Annotated in this window: 18 protein-coding genes; 12 read left to right on the plus strand and 6 right to left on the minus strand. The window is 38.0% G+C overall.

Annotated elements, in window-relative coordinates:
- The first annotated feature begins 312 nt into the window (after positions 1-312).
- From JW841_08690 to JW841_08730, 9 genes are all read left to right on the plus strand, one after another.
- Positions 313-804: a hypothetical protein gene (locus JW841_08690; GenBank protein MBN1961011.1), complete on the plus strand. Its 492-nt coding sequence runs from the start codon at positions 313-315 to the stop codon at positions 802-804.
- 16 nt (positions 805-820) lie between these two features.
- Entirely contained in the window at positions 821-1,822 is a 1,002-nt protein-coding gene (locus tag JW841_08695) for a DUF2169 domain-containing protein (GenBank protein ID MBN1961012.1), read from the plus strand.
- A 13-nt stretch (positions 1,823-1,835) separates the two neighbouring features.
- Complete coding sequence (locus JW841_08700) at positions 1,836-2,924, plus strand: hypothetical protein (GenBank protein MBN1961013.1); 1,089 nt, start codon at positions 1,836-1,838, stop codon at positions 2,922-2,924.
- A gap of 2 nt (positions 2,925-2,926) precedes the next feature.
- A complete protein-coding gene (locus JW841_08705) occupies positions 2,927-3,310 on the plus strand; it encodes a DUF4150 domain-containing protein (GenBank protein MBN1961014.1) in 384 nt (127 codons plus the stop codon).
- Between the two features lie 3 nt (positions 3,311-3,313).
- On the plus strand, positions 3,314-4,084 hold the full coding sequence (locus tag JW841_08710; GenBank protein ID MBN1961015.1) for an AHH domain-containing protein: 771 nt from the start codon (positions 3,314-3,316) through the stop codon (positions 4,082-4,084).
- A gap of 22 nt (positions 4,085-4,106) precedes the next feature.
- Positions 4,107-4,670, plus strand: coding sequence for a hypothetical protein (locus tag JW841_08715; protein ID MBN1961016.1), 564 nt, complete (start codon positions 4,107-4,109; stop codon positions 4,668-4,670).
- A 76-nt stretch (positions 4,671-4,746) separates the two neighbouring features.
- Complete coding sequence (locus JW841_08720; protein MBN1961017.1) at positions 4,747-5,214, plus strand: AHH domain-containing protein; 468 nt, start codon at positions 4,747-4,749, stop codon at positions 5,212-5,214.
- Positions 5,215-5,242: 28 nt separating this feature from the next.
- Positions 5,243-5,806 carry a hypothetical protein gene (locus JW841_08725; GenBank protein ID MBN1961018.1) on the plus strand — a complete coding sequence of 188 codons (564 nt, stop codon included), beginning with the start codon at positions 5,243-5,245 and terminating at the stop codon, positions 5,804-5,806.
- A gap of 34 nt (positions 5,807-5,840) precedes the next feature.
- Entirely contained in the window at positions 5,841-7,397 is a 1,557-nt protein-coding gene (locus JW841_08730) for a hypothetical protein (GenBank protein MBN1961019.1), read from the plus strand.
- Here the strand turns inward: JW841_08730 and tnpA are convergent.
- A complete protein-coding gene (gene tnpA, locus JW841_08735; GenBank protein ID MBN1961020.1) occupies positions 7,394-7,825 on the minus strand; it encodes an IS200/IS605 family transposase in 432 nt (143 codons plus the stop codon). The two genes, JW841_08730 and tnpA, sit on opposite strands and share 4 nt — an antisense overlap.
- A 179-nt stretch (positions 7,826-8,004) precedes the next feature.
- Here tnpA and JW841_08740 point away from each other — a divergent pair, with 179 nt between their 5' ends.
- Both JW841_08740 and JW841_08745 read left to right on the plus strand, forming a co-directional pair.
- Positions 8,005-10,557, plus strand: coding sequence for a substrate-binding domain-containing protein (locus tag JW841_08740; GenBank protein ID MBN1961021.1), 2,553 nt, complete (start codon positions 8,005-8,007; stop codon positions 10,555-10,557).
- A complete protein-coding gene (locus JW841_08745) occupies positions 10,541-11,458 on the plus strand; it encodes a DUF3369 domain-containing protein (GenBank protein ID MBN1961022.1) in 918 nt (305 codons plus the stop codon). The genes JW841_08740 and JW841_08745 overlap by 17 nt, the downstream gene beginning before the upstream one ends.
- 45 nt (positions 11,459-11,503) lie before the next feature.
- On the opposite strand, the gene JW841_08750 is transcribed toward JW841_08745, so the two are convergent.
- Entirely contained in the window at positions 11,504-12,961 is a 1,458-nt protein-coding gene (locus JW841_08750; protein MBN1961023.1) for a trypsin-like peptidase domain-containing protein, read from the minus strand.
- A 219-nt stretch (positions 12,962-13,180) separates the two neighbouring features.
- Between JW841_08750 and JW841_08755 the strand changes: the two genes are divergently transcribed.
- A complete protein-coding gene (locus JW841_08755) occupies positions 13,181-13,648 on the plus strand; it encodes a hypothetical protein (GenBank protein ID MBN1961024.1) in 468 nt (155 codons plus the stop codon).
- Between the two features lie 176 nt (positions 13,649-13,824).
- On the opposite strand, the gene JW841_08760 is transcribed toward JW841_08755, so the two are convergent.
- From JW841_08760 to pyrR, 4 genes are read right to left on the minus strand one after another with little or no spacing between them, the layout of a single operon-like run.
- On the minus strand, positions 13,825-14,505 hold the full coding sequence (locus JW841_08760) for a hypothetical protein (protein MBN1961025.1): 681 nt from the start codon (positions 14,503-14,505) through the stop codon (positions 13,825-13,827).
- Positions 14,498-15,814 carry a dihydroorotase gene (locus tag JW841_08765; GenBank protein MBN1961026.1) on the minus strand — a complete coding sequence of 439 codons (1,317 nt, stop codon included), beginning with the start codon at positions 15,812-15,814 and terminating at the stop codon, positions 14,498-14,500. Before JW841_08765 ends, JW841_08760 begins: the two co-directional genes overlap by 8 nt.
- Positions 15,807-16,736: an aspartate carbamoyltransferase catalytic subunit gene (locus JW841_08770; GenBank protein MBN1961027.1), complete on the minus strand. Its 930-nt coding sequence runs from the start codon at positions 16,734-16,736 to the stop codon at positions 15,807-15,809. The genes JW841_08765 and JW841_08770 overlap by 8 nt, the downstream gene beginning before the upstream one ends.
- Entirely contained in the window at positions 16,733-17,317 is a 585-nt protein-coding gene (gene pyrR, locus JW841_08775) for a bifunctional pyr operon transcriptional regulator/uracil phosphoribosyltransferase PyrR (GenBank protein ID MBN1961028.1), read from the minus strand. The genes JW841_08770 and pyrR overlap by 4 nt, the downstream gene beginning before the upstream one ends.
- Positions 17,318-17,331: the final 14 nt, after the last annotated feature.

Raw genomic sequence — 17,331 nt, forward strand, 5'->3', positions numbered from 1 at the left:
ATTTAAAAGCATAAAAAAGATCTCTCACTACGTTCGAGATGACACCCATGTTTCGCCAGTATTTATTGAGAACTTACTAAATAGATAACAAAAGATTATAACGCAATTTTTAAAAATTTACTTCATTAAGCTTTTAGCTTGCTAATAGCCAATTAAAAAAAATAGCCAAATTATCAAAGCTGGCAGTAGGTCTTTTGATAGAGGGGTTTAACTCTTTTCATCTAAACTACCTATGATAAATAGAGTATTAGATGAAAGCTAATTGTCTGTAATAATTATGAAAATTAGTTAAAGAGATTTGGAGAATTCAAAGTGAAACTTGCAGCAAAAAAATCATTAGTTGCTAGCGATACAGATTCAAATCCACAAGAAGTCTTAGATCACGTTATGCTTTTAGGCTCAGTGGTGCAAGTCGACCCAGAGGGTAATGTTTGGGTTAAATATGCTGGGCATATGGCAACTAAAGCACGTGTTGCATCAACTTTAAGCCTTAGTGCTAGTGAAAACGTACCAGTAATGCTGTATTTTGCTGAAAAACAGCTTAAAAATCCTATTGTCTTATACGAAATATGCGAACGCTTAAGCGTAAACTCAAACGACCTTGCTGTTAATGCGCCAATCGAACAAGCTGTAGTCGATGGCAAAACTATTACTTTAAAAGGCAGTGAAGAAATACGTCTTACTTGCGGCAAAAGCTCAGTTATTCTTAATAAAAACGGTAGATTGATAATCAAAGGCGTTGAAGTTATCAGTCGCGCTAGCAAAACAAATAAAATTAAAGGGGGCTCGGTCAGAATTAATTGACAGGGTAATACTGCTTATGTTGCAGATGACCAACGAAACACCTTTTGAAGCGTCTTTTTTTCTTTTTCCTGATCAGCATGGGATTGATACAGTTTATACCGTCATAAAAGCCACTTTTGAATTATATCCAAAAGTACGCATTGCAGAAGAACAAACACCTGTTAAACTTGAAGATGAGTTTTGGTGTAAACCTGGGGAATCGAGCCTTAAATATGCATCTGAAATATGCCTAGGCAAAATAGGTACTGATGTTGTTGTTGGTGGTGATGCATGCGCACTAAATGAAAATGAAGTATCAGAGTTAGACGTAAGCATTAGTGTTGCAAGTCGTAGGCAAATGGCTCGGGTCATTGGCGATAGACAGTGGATTAAAACTTTTGACCAATGGCGTATATCGCCTGCAAAACCTTTTATCCGTATGCCGCTAATCTACGAACGTGCATATGGAGGGTATCATAAGCAAAATACAGAAGATGATAAATATTTAGCTGAAATGCGAAACCCAGTGGGCAAAGGCTTTTTAGGTAAACGTAAAAAAGATGAGATTGCCGATGCTGGGGTTCCTAATATTGTTCATCCAAAAAATGCTCAAGAACCGGTGGGTTTTTCTTTTATCGCACCGACATGGCAACCACGTATAGGTTTTGCAGGTACCTATGATGAACAATGGCAGAAAAAACGCGCACCATTTTTACCCAAGGATTTTAATTTGCGCTATTTCAACGTTGCCGCGCCAGAGTTAATTATTGAGCAGGGTTTAAAAGGTGGCGAAAAAGTCAATATAACTGGTATGTCACCAAGGGGTAAGCAAAGCTTTCTAATTCCAGTTTGTGAATTTGAAGTTAGTTTTTTAGTCGCGGGTAATACTATTACGCCTGAGGTTAAGTTAATAACAGTATTTATTGAAGCCAGTAGTGACCGCATTTCTTTAAGTTATATGGCCTCAGTGCCATGTAATAAAAAAGTATTGCAGGTTGAATGGATTGGTATTGCACTCGCTAAAAAGCCGGTGACTTAAGGAATTAACAGCAATGACGAATATAGCAATACTTAAAATTGGAATGTTCACGCCGGTTGGTCTTGATGCTGCTCAAACATCAACCTCGGTGGCGGCAGGGCTTTCGTGTGTGCAAGAATCCAGTATGGTTGATCAACATCAAGAGCCAATATTGGCTGGGTTGATTCCTGATGATTGTTTGTTACCAATTGAACCAAGTATTAGTCCCGAGAAGCCACTAGCCAATTTACATAAACGTATTTTGCAACTTGGTGGCGCTGCTCTGCAAGAAGTACTCACCGATGTTGAAAATACCGCTGCAATCCCAGTGTTTGTTGCACTGCCAGCCAAACCGAAGAATAAATTAAATAAACCCCTTGCAGATTCATTTGTGGCTGAATTAGCAATACAAGCACAGGTAGAAATTGATATAGCTAATAGCAAAATGTTTTGTAATGGTCGTGCTGGTTTTTTCTTAGCATTAAAAGAGGCGCGACAACGCTTAGCGAGTCCGCAGGGCCCTAATTTTATTATCGTTGGTGGTGTTGATAGTTATCTTGATCCTTATTTAATTTCACATTTACTCATAGTAGAAAAACGTATTTTGGCAACAGATGTGTTTGATGGTTTTCGCCCTGGTGAAGGCGCGGCATTTTTGTTGTTAGCATCAGAAAACGGATTAAAAGCATTTGCCGATAAACCTTTAGCAACACTTGCTGGTATTGGCATCGGTTCAGAATCAGGGCATCTTTTTAGCTCCGAGCCATATCTTGGCGAGGGGTTGTCTCAAGCTTTCGATGACTTATTCGCAAATACATCATCGCTCAGCGAAGGCGAAAAAGTGCAGACAGTATTTGCCGGGTTTAACGGTGAACATTTATTTTCAAAAGAATGGGGGGTAGGTTTTATGCGTCATCATCAATATATTAACGAAAAATATCGCATCGAGCACCCAGCAGAGTGTTTTGGTGATGCGGGTGCAGCATTGCCTGCTATAATGGCTGGCTGTGCAGCAGCTGGTCTGCAAGAAGGTGATATTGAGGGCCCAGTTTTACTATGGGCTGCGTCTGACGGAAGCGAGCGTGGCGCTGCTTGCTTTGTAAATAATAGAGAGGGTGATTAATTATGGCATCAACAGTTTTTGTAAATAGCCGTGGCGTTGTGCATAAAGGCAGTGGCGGAATGAATATAACGTTTCCAGATGTCTGCAAGACACCGTCACCGGCCGGGCCAATACCTATCCCTTATCCCAACATTGGCAAATCTTCTAATACCGCAGATGCCACTACCACCGTAAAGTGCGATGGAAAAAAATGCATGGTTAAAGGTGCAAATTATTCTTCAACTACAGGTGATGAAGCTGGCACCGCTGGTGGCGGGATAGTGAGCAGCAGCACCAGAGGCAAAGCAGAATTTATGCTTTACTCATTTGATGTAAAATTTGATGGTAAAAATGTATGCCGTATGGGAGACCCACTTTTTCATAATAAAAAGAACATTATGGGATAAGCCATGCCTAATATTTTAGATGGATTTGCAGTTATAATCGGCGCAGCTGCAAGTAAAATAAAAGAGCTTACTAGCAAAAAAGCCAAAAAATATAAATGTAAATGGAAAGATTGCAAAGGTGAACATGACAAAGATATTAACCCAATATATCCAGATAAAGGCTCAGTAGAGAAAGGTAAAGCTACGTCTGGCAAAGACTATGAAAAAGAATGGGTTAAAGAAGATCTTGAACCTTGGAAATTTCGCGGAATAGGGTATAACCCAAATCGCAAAGAAAAGCACTATCATGACGATGTGTTAAGCATGGATTCAAAATACAATCGAGATATAGTAAAAAAAGCCGTGTCTGATTATCCCTTTCCTACCTATAAGACACAGAAACATCATGTTATTTCTGTGCATTTGTTTAGTGACTTTAGTGTTTTAGCTTATAACGCAAAATTAGTCGATTACAATGTGAACGATAAAGAGAATGGTATATGCCTGCCAAGTTTTATTGCTGATATCGTAAGGCATGATTTACAATGTCATTTTGGTTCTCACCCAGCAAAGTATGATTCTATGTTAAAACCTATGCTAAGCAAACTTCAAAAAGCATCAAAAAAATATTGTAGTAAAAATAGACAGTTTAACCTTAAAATAGAACTTGAATTAATTTCATCAAGAGCTATTACTAATATAGAAAACTGGAAAAATGGCTGGTATGTGCGAAGTACAGCGTTAGAAGATCGAAAAAAGTCTTACAAAAAAGCTAACATACCGATGCCAAACTAAAATCTTAAAAAGAGAGTTTGCAATGTATTGGATATGGATAACAGGTGCACAAAACGAGTCTCAGGCTTGTATTCATGGGCAGCCAGAAGTTATTGAACGTTTGGATATTGAGTTTGATAATGGGTTGCCGATAACAATTGAAGTGCCCCATATTGAAATTATAGTTGAACCTGAATATGAAGGTATATATACTGACAATTTAATTGCGATGGGTGTGCCTGGTCTTGTATTTAATCAAAAACTTAGTGATGTGATAAGTGGAGCAGGCGTTGATAATATCGAATATTTTCCTGTTTCAGTAAAAATCGCAAGTACCGGCAAACTAATTACCGGCTATCAAATCGCTAATGTAGTAGGTCGTATTGACTGTATTGATCCAGCTTCTGAGCTGCAAAGAGATGATTTGGGAGATATAAGGTTTATAGACCATTTAATTCTCGATCATTCTAAAATACATGGTATGTTAATATTTCGGCTTGCTGAATACCTGCCCCTTGTAGTTGTTCATGATAGGGTAAAACAAGCAATTGAAAACGTAGGCATTACAGGTATCGATTTCTATCTTCCAGAAAAATTGGTTTTATAATTTTTAAAGATAAAGGCCCTACAAAAGAAATGGCATTACAATCGGAAAAAAGAAAGACTACGAAGTCGAACTAAATATGTCTAAAAAAAAGAACCGTGACCGAGTTGAAAAGTCTGCCACACAATTTCCATTTCCCACGTATATGACAGAAAAGCATCATGCGGTATCAGTAAAACTTTTTAGCAATTATTCAGATCTTACTCATAATGCTAAGTTAATAGGCTACAATGTTAACGACAAAGAAAACGGTATATGTCTACCATGTTTTATAGCTGATATTGTCAGACATGATTTGCAATGTCACCGTAGTCATCACCCACCAGCTTACAATAACCGGGTGTCAGAATTGCTAGAAGAGCTTGAACAAAAATCGTTGACCTACTGCAGTAAAAATAAACAGGTCGTGCTGAAACAAAAACTTGAGAATATTGCAAGACGAACAATGACTAATATAGAAAACTGGGTGCCTGGATGGTATTTGAGGAGCAACGCTCAGAAAGAAAGAGAAGATTCATATGCCAATGCAAATTTACCAATGCCATAATTAGCAACTATTTTCAGGAGAAAATAGCATGTACTGGATATTCGCGACAGAAACACAAAATGAATCACAGGCACAAATATTCGGACGTCCTGAAGTAATTAAACAATTAGGTTTATCATTTAACCGTGGTTTGCCAATAACTACCAAAGTCCCTGAAATTGAAATAAAAGTATCTCCAGCAGATGAAAATATTCTGACAGATAATTTAATCGCTAAGGGAACAAAAGGATTAGTTTTTAACAGCAAACTTCGCGAAGCCATAAGCAATACAGGAGTTGATAATATCGAATATTTTGATGTCGCAGTTTTGCTTGAAAGTTCTGGTAAAATCATTCGAGATTATAAAATGGCCAATATAGTTGGTCGTATTGACTGTATTGATCCAACATCAGAACTACAGAGAGATGATGATGGCAGTATAGAATTTATTGATAAATTAATTTTGGATGAATCAAAAATCCACGGCGCTTTAATGTTTCGCCTTGCTGAATTTCTTTCAATTGTTATTGTTCATGAAAACGTTAAGCAAGCAGTTGAAGCAGGGGGCTTTACTGGTATAAATTTTTATCAACCTGAAGATTATGTTTTATGATGTAAATTCACTTACAATGCTGTAAGTACGTTATGTGATGAGCAGCCAAGCAAAAACAAATTTACCAGCTGAAGTTATTGAAGGTCGTAAACGTTTTACTAGTGAACTAATTGAAGAGCACATCGATGAGGTGTCATTTCTTTACTTACGGCGAGCAACTTTACTTAAAGATTATACGCTAGGTTGGGGAATTGTCGCTGATATCGAAAAACGAATGCTTGCGCATATTGATGCCTTATTAAAACAAAGAGCCGCTGTTGAAAATGGTGATTTGAGCGACCCCGAAAGAGTTTATACACTCTTACGTATTTATTGTAGATGCGAAGATTTCAACCGGGTATGTACCATAATTTCAAGTATTTCTCCCGCAGTTTTGTTTAAAAAACATGACACCCACGCATCATTTAATGATAATTATTGGAATGATGAGGCTGCAATTCCTTTAATCAATGGTTTGCCAAAACCATTATCTAATGAACAAAATGCCTCAAATAATTTAACAGAAGAAGATGAAGAAGATGATACATTAGATGAATTAATAGATGACGATGATACGCGCAATGCGCTCATGCAAGCTGTGCAAGATGCGCTAATTATAGATATGCCAGTATCATTTAAACAGCGTTTTAATGAATTAGCCTTAGATAAAGATTTAATGCTTACCGATATCTTATGGAGAATTTATGGTCATCGACGCTGGTCTGCACCAAGTGAATCGCTGGTAATACCAGAACAACCTAGTGCGGGATATTGTTTTGCCGTTGGCCGATTGCAGGACAATAGCGCCTTTATGAGATTAGTTAGAGCCAATCATAGTGATAATGAGGCAATAAGTTGTGCTGCTGCCATTGGTATTTTAAGACTAAAAAACCGATTGTTGCTGAAAATACAAAAACCCGATTACAAATTGCCATGGCTTGCAACAGCAATAGGGCTAGCAGGGGCTTTTGATAACGTCAAAGAAATTTTATCCATACCAATTGACGAATGGTCACCTGCAACAACAATAGCGCTTGGATTACTAGGTTGTATACAAGCAGTAAAACCTCTTATCGAAGCACTGGCGGATGAAGATTTGGCGGCAATGGCGAGTTTGGCTTTAAATTTAATAACTGGGGCTGGGTTACAAGAAGAAGTATTTATTGCCGATGAAACTGAAGATGATGAGTTATTAGATGAAGAATTAGAAGAGCGACAAAACCACAAAGAATCGGACGAACAACAAGACGATGGATCTGAGGGCGAGTATGTTACGCGCTTGTCGCAAAAACCAGAGCAATGGCAACAATGGTGGTCTGAAAATCAGCAAAAGATGCAACCTGAATTGCGCTGGCGTTGTGGCAAACAATATTGCCCAGAAGTTTTAGTCGATTTTTTATGTGATCAAACATCAACCCCAATAGTACGTGATTTGGTTATTGAAGAATTAGCTATTCGCTATGCAATCGATGCTGCTTTTGAACCCAATGCACCGGTAGTTGAACAGCTAAGTCGACTCGAACAGCTAAAGCACACAGTAGCCAAAAGAGGACAAAAATTTAAACCAGGGGGATGGTATTTTGCGGGTGAACTAATTAGGGATACCCCCTAAGTAGAGTACTCGTTAATGCTTTCCTCACGTTGGTTTTCAACGTATTGCTGAATTTCATCTAGCGCAGTGTTGCTATTTGATGTTGCGAAATAACTTGGCGACCAAAGCACGCCTTTCCAATACCGTTTTTCGATGCTTGGCATATCACCTCGTAATAAACGTGAAGATACACCTTTTAAGCTATTTACTAATTTGGCAAGAGCAATCTTTGGGGGATAAGAGACAGTTAGATGAACATGGTCATCTTCACCATCACAGGCAACCAAAGTGCTTTCAAAATCATTACAAACTTTTTTAAATATTCGTGAGCAATATTTGATAGCTTGTTCGTTTAGCACGCCACGCTTATATTTTGTGACAAAGACCAAATGTGCCTGCAAGTTAGAAACACAATAACGACCACATCGAATATCATTCATATCATCCATAGACCAATTATATTCTACAAAACTTGTCTAAATACAAGGGTATTTTGCCTGCTTGATATTATTTCGCTGAATATAAAGGGAAAAGCGCAAATATAAGCATAATTTAGCGGGTTTTATAACCGAGCATGCAGGGTCTTTTCTCATATGCTATAATATTTTCGATGTCTAAAAGATTTAAAATGCGTACCATAGGATGTCTTACATTTGATTTAGCAGGTCCTTACAATTTCCCATTGTGGAAGGATCTCTCTGAATCAGCAATCAAAAATGGTGTTCAGTTAATTACATTCTGTGGTGGCCTGCTTAACGATCCTAGCGATTTGCACCGTCACTGGAATAGAATATTTGACCTTGCATCTGATCAAGTAATTGATGGGTTAATAGTACTCTCATCATCGATATCACATAGCTGCGGTGTTGCAGGACTTGCCGAGTTTTTAAATCGTTATAAAAATATACCAGTAGTAAGTATAGGTGTTGAGATCGAGGGATTCACCTCTATTTTGGTTGATAATGAAGGTAGCATGAAGACGCTTGTGCAGCATATGCTAAATGTGCACAAGGTTAAAAAGCCTCTATTCTTGTCTGGACCAAGCAATAACCAAGAAGCAAAGGTGCGTCTTGAATTATTTAAAATGTCTATGAATGAACATGGGCATACAATTGACCCTGCGCTAATTAAAAATGCTGATTTTCGTTATGATATTGCAATGGATGTAATGCGTGAATTCTTGTCAAATAAAGTCGCTTTTGATTCAATAATTGCTGCAAATGATGATATGGCACTTGGCGCTTTAGAAATATTATTAAAAGCCGGAATTAAAGTACCGCAGAAAATACCAATTTGTGGTTTTGATGATAGCGATTCAGCTCCTTGTAGTGCGGTTCCGCTTACGACAATGCGACAACCGATTAGTGCTATTGCTGAAAAAGCAATCGACATTGTTATCAACCTTCTTGATGGAATAAAAATGGAGTTGGTGCATCGCTATCCATCAGAAATTGTGGTGCGTAAATCATGTGGATGCTTAGCTAAAGAATACATATCATTATATGATCAGCAAGTAATTGATGTGCAGAAATTAACCACTTTTCCTAATGAAAACATATTCAATATAAACTCGATAAAAACCACACTTAGTGGAATATGCGATAGTATTATTTGCAGTGATCAGAAAGATGAATTATGGGCTAAATTTAAAGCTGGAGTTGAGACTGGTGAATTTGATGAGACACTTCTTGCATTTAGTAACATCGTTCAGCAATCAATAGGTAATAAAACTGAAAACCTTACCGCTTGGCACAACATACTCACTTTGTGGCAAGCATTATCTCGTAACACCTTTGGCCAAGATGTATCGCGATGGCCGGTAATTGAAGATTTTTTCCTGCGTGCGCGATTCCTTATCATTGATGCAGGCAACATAATGCAAGCAAGCCAAAGGATGAACATTAAACGACGAGACTTACGATTTTTTCTGTTCAGTGCTTCATCTTCTTTGATTGTTGATTTTTACCACTCTCTTGAAAGTATTGCCAATGAGCTACCGAAATTTGGAATCGTTGGTACTTATGTCTGCCGTTTTGATGAAGAAAATTATTTAAAAAATCGTCTTATCATGAATTATACGCCTGATGGCTCGCGCTATTGGAATCGTGAGGGAATAATATTTGATAGCAAAAACCTTCTGCCTGATTCGATTGTGATTGATGAAAAATATAACATCGTAATTGAACCACTTCTTAATTACGAAGACATTATTGGTTACATAATTTACCAATTTGAAGAACCAATTGAGATAATGGAAAACATTCATCAGCAGGTTAAAAATACTTTAATTAGCAATCAACTTATTCATGAGGTGCTTAAAGATAAGCAATTAAAAGTTTTATTGCATGATCTTGAACAAAAACAACATGAGCTAGAAAAAGCTTATAGCTCCCTCGAAGAAAACCAAGAGAAGATGCTGATTATTGAAAAGATGGCATCGTTAGGGAGAATGACTGCAGGGATAGCCCATGAAATGAGTACACCGATTGCTGCAATACGTATCGCTCTTTCTGGCATCAAACGGCTTATTGCTGAATATGATGCATCGATTAGAGATCCGGAAATTACCCAAATTGACCATCTTGGAATTGTTAATGATATGCGTCATACCATAGATCTTGCCGAGAGTGCTGCCGATAAAGCTGCCGCGTTTGTGCATGGTATGCGGTCGCAGACACGTGATCTTGAACCAAAAGACCGTTTTAGATTTAATGCGGTTTCGGTCATTCGTGAATCATTATTACTTCTCGGGCATACCCTTAAGTATGGCAATTGTGAGATGGTTTTTACTCCACAGACAGAATATGTCGAACTTTTTGGTGTTCCAGGGCGGCTTTCTCAAATTATTACTAATCTAGTTAACAATGCTGTTGACGCTTGTACGAGCGCTGGCCGCAAAGAAATAATCATTAAATTGAAGAAAAAAAATAATGAAGTTGAACTTTCCGTAAGCGATAATGGATGCGGAATAAGTCACGAAAATATAACTAAAATATTTGATCCTATGTTTACAACTAAGCCTTTTGGTGTGGGTACAGGTTTGGGGCTCACTCTAGTGCATAACATAGTTACTGGCGATTTCGGTGGCAAAATTGATGTTGATAGTACACCAGGGAATGGCACGACTTTCACTATCACATTCACCGAATCAAAGGAGGCTGTGCGTGGCAAGGAAGTATAAGCAGATTGGCGAATCCATAGCGTCCATTCTCTTAATTGATGATAATCTTGAATATCTCGAAGCCACGCGAATGCTTTTGCAACGTGAGGGTTATTCAATTACCACTGTGGCCTCATGTCTTAGTGCCCTTGATATTGTAACAAAAAATTATTTCGATCTTATACTTGTTGATTATTATATGCCCAATTTTACTGGGGAGGAGTTTATCAAAGAATTGCGGACTTTTAATAAGACCGTTCAAGTAATTCTCCAAACGGGATATGCAAGCGAGAATCCTCCACGTGAGCTACTTCGTAAATTAGACATTCAAGGTTTTTTCGATAAAAGCGAGGGGCCGAGCAAACTTCTGTTTTATATTGATATTGGAATCAAAGCGGCACGTACAATTCAACTGGCCCAAAAGAGTAAGGAAGGACTAAGTTATATTCTTAATAATGCCCCAGACCTTTATCGATTGCAATCTTTTGACGAATTAATGCAGAGTATTTTAACCCATTTAATAAACCTATTAAAAATGAGCAACACCTTATCAATAATATTTATGAACAATCAGCTTTCTGAAATAAAAGATAGCAATTATAAAAAAATAGACGCCTTCATCGCGATTGCTGATGAGCAATATGGGTATACTGTAAAAATAGGAGCAGGACGTTTTTCTCAAAAAGGTCCTGTTTCATTATATTTTAAACACGATGAAATGGATCTTGTAAACGAGGCTTTTATATCGGGCAATGTCTTATTGTCATCTAACCTATGCACTTTTATACCACTTAAAACAAAAGATAGCAGAGTTGGATTTGTCTATCTTGAGCATGAAATTTCAAATGAAGAAGATAAAGATCTGCTTAAGCTATTTGCAAATCAGGTAGCGATAGCGATTAATAACGCCAAAATAAGCTAAGCAATGTTGAAGCAGTAATGGTTTTTGCAAAAAACCTATGGTAATTTAATAAATATATTCTAACTCTTCTATAAAAAGTTTATCGCCAACGCTTACTTGGTTGTCTTTATGTAAATCAGATAGCAGCGAAAAGAAAACATTGCTACTAATTTTGCTGTGTTGATATAGCCATTGGGCTGTTAAAGCGATTGTAGATGCTTGTTGTTTATAGTGTAAAACATTTTTATAATTTTGCACGTAATCAATAATGTCAATCCCAGCGTAGCTGTTAATCTCATAATAAGCTAAATAAGAGGTCAGAAAATAATTTATAGTCGGATTGGTTATTACTAATACTTGCTCTAAGTTTTGACGTGCAGCTTCTTTTCCTTCAGTTACAGATTGCTCAAGACGTATGACCGCATCAGTATAGAAATATAGGTCAAATAAATTATTAGTAGTAATTTTGTTGTTTGCAATTGTCATAAAACGGGAACGCCAAGCATCAACATCAGTTGGACATTCTTTACCATATGGTGTCGTTTCGACGTCGGCACGGCACTCAATCCAGGCAAAAGCATTCTTGCAAGGTTTTATAGCGATATCAAATTCATCAATTGATAAATATTTGGAGTGCGCCAAAGCGATATCGCAAGCTTGTGCTAATAGTGACAGTAAGTTTTCGAATGAGGTGTCTATTAATACTGTCGAAATCCCAGCATTAAGATAAATCAGATTGTTCGTTAACGCTGAATCATTTGTTGTACTTTCAGCTACGGAGATTAAAGAAGATAATTGAGGTATGTCTCTGGCGTTGAGAAGAGATTCTGACGCAGTACCAACAAAGAACACATTAATACCTTCACTTGTAATTATATCTAGTGAGTTAGCCGAACGGTGCAATAAACCAACGATTTTTCCGTTATCATCAAGTACTGGTGATCCACTATCGCCAGGTAATGCATAACCAGTGCTATAAAACCAATCACCATAAATATTGTATACAAAACCATCACTCCATTTTTTTAATCTGCCTTTAGGATGGCCCACAACAGTAACGTGAGTACCAAGGAGTGATGCTAAATTGCGTGAGTTAATATCTAAATAATTTGAGGTTTTAAGCTTTGGTCCAGTTGGGTTTTCGAAAATTTGCACTATTGCCATATCGAGGATAGCGTCCACCGATACAGGTACAGCATAGGCGAATATTGGTTGCTGAAATGGCATATCTATTTGATAATTGAAACTTAATTTTACCCAACAACCCTCAATGGCGCACACTGAACCACCCAACACGTGGTCATTAGTTAGCAATAAGCCAGAGTCAGAGATGAATGAGCCAGTTCCATAGTTTATTTTTGTTTCTATACGAACCACTGCTTTAGCGGCGTTTTGAATTTTTACAGGGGCTTCACTAAGATCGAAAAAAGTTGGTAGGTTAAGATCTGTTGTATTCTTGGTATCCCCACAACTTGAAATAGCAAGCAAGAACGATAACAACCTCAATTTTCTAGATATCATCATGGTATTGTTAACTCCTCGGTGAGATAATAGGTGCATTATTATAATAGAGTTTTTAAAGGATGTTAAAGTAAACTTAGAAAAGCAAAATAAAGCCTAGTGGCTTTTTATGCCGATTACAAAAGTCAAATCATGTTTTGGCGGTATCAGTTATCATCATAAATAATTTTATTGAAATAGCGGATACGAGAGGTTATTGGTAGTTGCTAGGAGGTTTTTGCTTTGCGTACGCTCATTATACTAGGTTTAGTTGCATTGTCCGGTTGCGCTAGTGCTGGTTCAAAGTCTAAGCATTTTACAAACTCCAATGAAACGATGGTCACTCGCGATAGCTTTTGTCAATCGTTATTCACTGCATTTAAGGCATGTGCTGGCAATCCAGATTTGGTTCGTGGCGTAATCGAAGGCGCGTTGATTTCTGAAGAAGTTGGTAAAACCTACGACCAACTTTCAGACCAGGAGCTTGCCGAGCTTCATACAAAGGCTCAAAACGAAGTCAATAAACTTAAGCAGAACTTCTTAGATCCAGAGTTTGTGCCTAACTGTCAGCAAAGCATGAGTGCTGGTAAAATCGATCAGCAAAGGTACGATTTCGTTGCTCCGAAAATACATGGTAGTTGCAATGAGTTAGGTGCTGGGGTTTTCTTGTTCGTTCATGGGATTGTCGGCGAATTCGTGTTTTCTGGTTGAATTACGTTGATCAGAAGAGGACATTTCTAAATGGGGGAAACCGGACATTTCTATATCGGTTCTATATATAAAGTTTACATAATGTATATTATCAGACAAACATATATATCGATTTGAGACTGTTGTTTAGGCTCTTCTGTTTTTTTATTTAGAAATTTTTGTCTTAGCAAAAAAAATTAAGCCGCTTTATAGCTAACTAATTCTGCAAAAATTTTGCGCACATTAATATGTTTATATCTTTCACTACGGTTAGCTAAAAATTCAACTTGATGAACAAAAGCGATTTTATCATTTTCTGTAGATTTTGTTTTTCGAAATTTTTTTGCTGCTGCCAAAATTTCTTTACGTGCTTCGCGAGGTTCACAAAAATAACAATCGCTAAATAAAAACAAATCATCAAAAGGAATTATTCGAGCTTCTAAGATATCACCAATTTCAAGTCCGGCTGGTTTACGACGTTCAAATATAAGAAGTTTTTTACCAGTTAATAAATTTTTTACTTTAATTTTCTCATGTTTAAACGAGATTATTTCGAAAATTGAAAGTTCGGTTCTTGTAAGACTTGCATAACTATTACAATTATTCTCGTCCATACTTTTGCCATATTGCATTATGAAAAGCTCAGCTGGAGTTAATTCTGGGCGAAAAGATATTTTTCGATCAAGAATGTACCATTCAAGAAATATTGCAATTCTTCTTTCGAAACTAGCATCTGTTTCAAATAAATCGCCAGTTCGTTTGATATATTCTTTTTTAGCAAGCTGTAATTCAGCAGTAAGCTCTCCTTCGGCAGCAAAACGGGCTACTTCCTCGTAGTAATGTTGATACATTAACGAGACGTCCTTTTTTCTAATCACCTTTTCTCTTGAACCTTATACGCCCTTGCAACATGGTAACCTCTATTCTTCCTTGAAGACAATGGCCTATAAAGGGAGAGTTTTTGCTTTTAGATAATATGTCGTTAATTGATAAATTCCAACTAACATCCGGATCAATAATAGTAATATCAGCCGTACTCCCCTGAGTTAGTCTACCATAAGGAATACCTAAAACTCTTGCTGGACCAAAAGTTAATAATTCAAATATTTTTAAAAGCGGTAAGCTACCATTACGCCATAAATTCAACGATAGTGGCAAAGCAGTTTGTAGACCAATTACTCCAAATGCTGCATCTGCAAATGTTGTATCTTTTTCAATAATTGAGTGTGGTGCATGATCTGTTGCAATTACATCAATAGTGCCATCCGCCATCCCTGCAATTAAAGCCAAACGGTCTTTTTCACTACGCAAAGGAGGATTCATTTTGGCGTTGGTTTTATAATTAATAACAGATTCTTCATTTAATGTAAAATGATGCGGGGTTGCTTCAGCAGTAATTTTTACCCCTCGTTTTTTCGCTAAACGAACCATTTCTACAGATTTCTCAGTAGATACATGACAAATATGCAATCGCCCGCCTGTATATTCCGCTAACATAATATCTCTATTAATAGCAATTTCTTCAGCAATAGCCGGAATGCCACGAAGACCAAGGCGGGTAGCAGTTGGACCTTCATTCATATGCCCATCTTTTGACAAATTATGTTCTTCTGCATGCGAAAGCACCGGCATGTCAAAATCTTGCGAGTATTCAAGTGCATGGCGCATCAAGCGAGCATTTCCTACACTCTTACCATCATCACTTAGCGCTACGGCACCAGCCCGTTTTAGTTCACCAACCGGAGCCATAATCTCGCCATTGAGGCCGATACTAATTGCACCAACAGGTAAAACGCGTACTAAACCAACTTCCGAACCCCGACGAGCAACATAAGAAACAACTTCAGCGTTATCAGCTACCGGGTGAGTGTTCGGCATTGCAGCGATAGTAGTAAAACCACCAGCTGCCGCCGCCAGTGAGCCAGTAGCAATATCTTCTTTATATTCTTCTCCGGGTTCGCGAAGATGTACATGCATATCTATAAGGCCAGGAACCACCCATTTATTGCTGGCATCAATTTCACGTATATAATTTTCACCACCTAGATTTTGTTGGACACTACCAATAGCTGCAATAACACCATTTTCTATGCGAATATCGCAAACTGCATCAGTATTTGAAGCAGGATCAAGTACTCTTCCACCCCTGATTATAACAAATTCATCAGCGCAATCGTTGTCATTCATGCGCTTCGCCTCCTAAAATTAAATACATAACTGCCATACGTACAGCTACTCCATTTTCTACTTGCTCAAGAATAACGCTTCTTTCCCCATCCATAACATCAGGTGCAAGTTCAACTCCGCGATTGACTGGGCCCGGATGCATAAGAATGCCTTCTTTGCGAATATGTTTTAAACGGTTAGAATTTATACCGTATTCAACTGCATATTCCCGTAGATCTGGTAATAAACCCGCACTCATGCGCTCTCGTTGTAGGCGCAAAGTCATTGCAACATGCACACCGTCTAAAGCCTGTTCCAAATTTGCGCAAACAGTACAGCCGTATGTTTCAGCTAAACCTAATGGGATTAGTGTCTTGGGACCAAAAACCCGTAGCTTAGCACCAAGTTTGTGAAGACCTATAAGATTTGAACGAGCTACTCTTGAATGTAGGATATCACCAATTATTGCTACTTCAAGTCCTTCAAATTTTTCAAAATAGTCTTGGATGGTGAGCATATCAAGTAGCGCTTGGGTCGGATGTTCATGCTGACCGTCACCTGCATTTATTACCCGAGCTTTAAGGCGATTTGCTAAATAATGCGGCGCACCTGAGTCATGATGGCGTATAATGACTGCATCCAATTGCATAGCATCGAGGTTTTGCATGGTATCAAGAAGACTTTCGCCCTTCTTTACTGATGAACCCGCCGTTTGAATGTTTGAAATGTCAGCAGAAAGTCTTTTAGCAGCTAACTCAAAACTCATTCTCGTGCGTGTGGATGCCTCGTAAAAAACCGTCATTATGCTACGACCTCGTAAAGACGGAACTTTTTTTATTAACCGACGCGAAATGTCTTTGAATCCACGAGCTGCATCTAAAATGGCGTATATTTGGTCGACTGTAAGATCACGTATTCCAAGCAGGTGTTGTCCTGCAATCATTTTTGACTCCCTGAAATATAGCGTGAGCTGCCGCTTTGGCGTGTAATTCCCTCTCGTTTAGTAATAATTGCAATATCAGTTAAATTACTTACTTTACCCAAAGTAACATCAACGTGGTCATCAGCGGCGGTAGCTGCAATTTTACCGACTACATCAGCAGCTATTGGCAATTCACGCAAACCTCGATCAATTAGTACTGCCAATCGAATAGCTTTGGGTCTACCGTAATCCAAAATTGCATCAAAAGCAGCACGAACAGTACGACCAGTGTATAAGACATCATCTGCTAAAATCACTGTATATTGCGGTATTTTAAATGGTATTTGGCTACTGCCTACTACCGGCCAATCATGTGGGCCAAATCCGTCATCACGATATAAGGTTATATCAACCATCCCGATAGGTGGTATTTGCCCACTTAATTTTTCAATATGAGCCGCTAGGCGATGTGCTAATGCTTCGCCACCACGTTTAATACCAATTACAGCCCATGGAGCATCTTGCTGATTAGCAATTAATTTTGAGGCCATATCAGTAATAGCTTGCTCAATTTCAGTTGCGTCTAAGACAATTGTAGACATTTTTTAATCCCCCA

It is taken from the genome of Deltaproteobacteria bacterium (assembly GCA_016931625.1).
Taxonomy (GTDB): Bacteria; Myxococcota; XYA12-FULL-58-9; order XYA12-FULL-58-9; family JAFGEK01; genus JAFGEK01.

Coding starts and splice junctions, on each gene's coding strand:
- JW841_08695 (MBN1961012.1), top strand. CDS start 821: ATGTTGCAGATGACCAACGAAACACCTTTTGAAGCGTCTTTTTTTCTT.
- JW841_08700 (MBN1961013.1), top strand. CDS start 1,836: ATGACGAATATAGCAATACTTAAAATTGGAATGTTCACGCCGGTTGGT.
- JW841_08705 (MBN1961014.1), top strand. CDS start 2,927: ATGGCATCAACAGTTTTTGTAAATAGCCGTGGCGTTGTGCATAAAGGC.
- JW841_08710 (MBN1961015.1), top strand. CDS start 3,314: ATGCCTAATATTTTAGATGGATTTGCAGTTATAATCGGCGCAGCTGCA.
- JW841_08715 (MBN1961016.1), top strand. CDS start 4,107: ATGTATTGGATATGGATAACAGGTGCACAAAACGAGTCTCAGGCTTGT.
- JW841_08720 (MBN1961017.1), top strand. CDS start 4,747: ATGTCTAAAAAAAAGAACCGTGACCGAGTTGAAAAGTCTGCCACACAA.
- JW841_08725 (MBN1961018.1), top strand. CDS start 5,243: ATGTACTGGATATTCGCGACAGAAACACAAAATGAATCACAGGCACAA.
- tnpA (MBN1961020.1), bottom strand. CDS start 7,825: ATGGATGATATGAATGATATTCGATGTGGTCGTTATTGTGTTTCTAAC.
- JW841_08740 (MBN1961021.1), top strand. CDS start 8,005: ATGCGTACCATAGGATGTCTTACATTTGATTTAGCAGGTCCTTACAAT.
- JW841_08750 (MBN1961023.1), bottom strand. CDS start 12,961: ATGATGATATCTAGAAAATTGAGGTTGTTATCGTTCTTGCTTGCTATT.
- JW841_08765 (MBN1961026.1), bottom strand. CDS start 15,814: ATGAATGACAACGATTGCGCTGATGAATTTGTTATAATCAGGGGTGGA.
- JW841_08770 (MBN1961027.1), bottom strand. CDS start 16,736: ATGATTGCAGGACAACACCTGCTTGGAATACGTGATCTTACAGTCGAC.
- pyrR (MBN1961028.1), bottom strand. CDS start 17,317: ATGTCTACAATTGTCTTAGACGCAACTGAAATTGAGCAAGCTATTACT.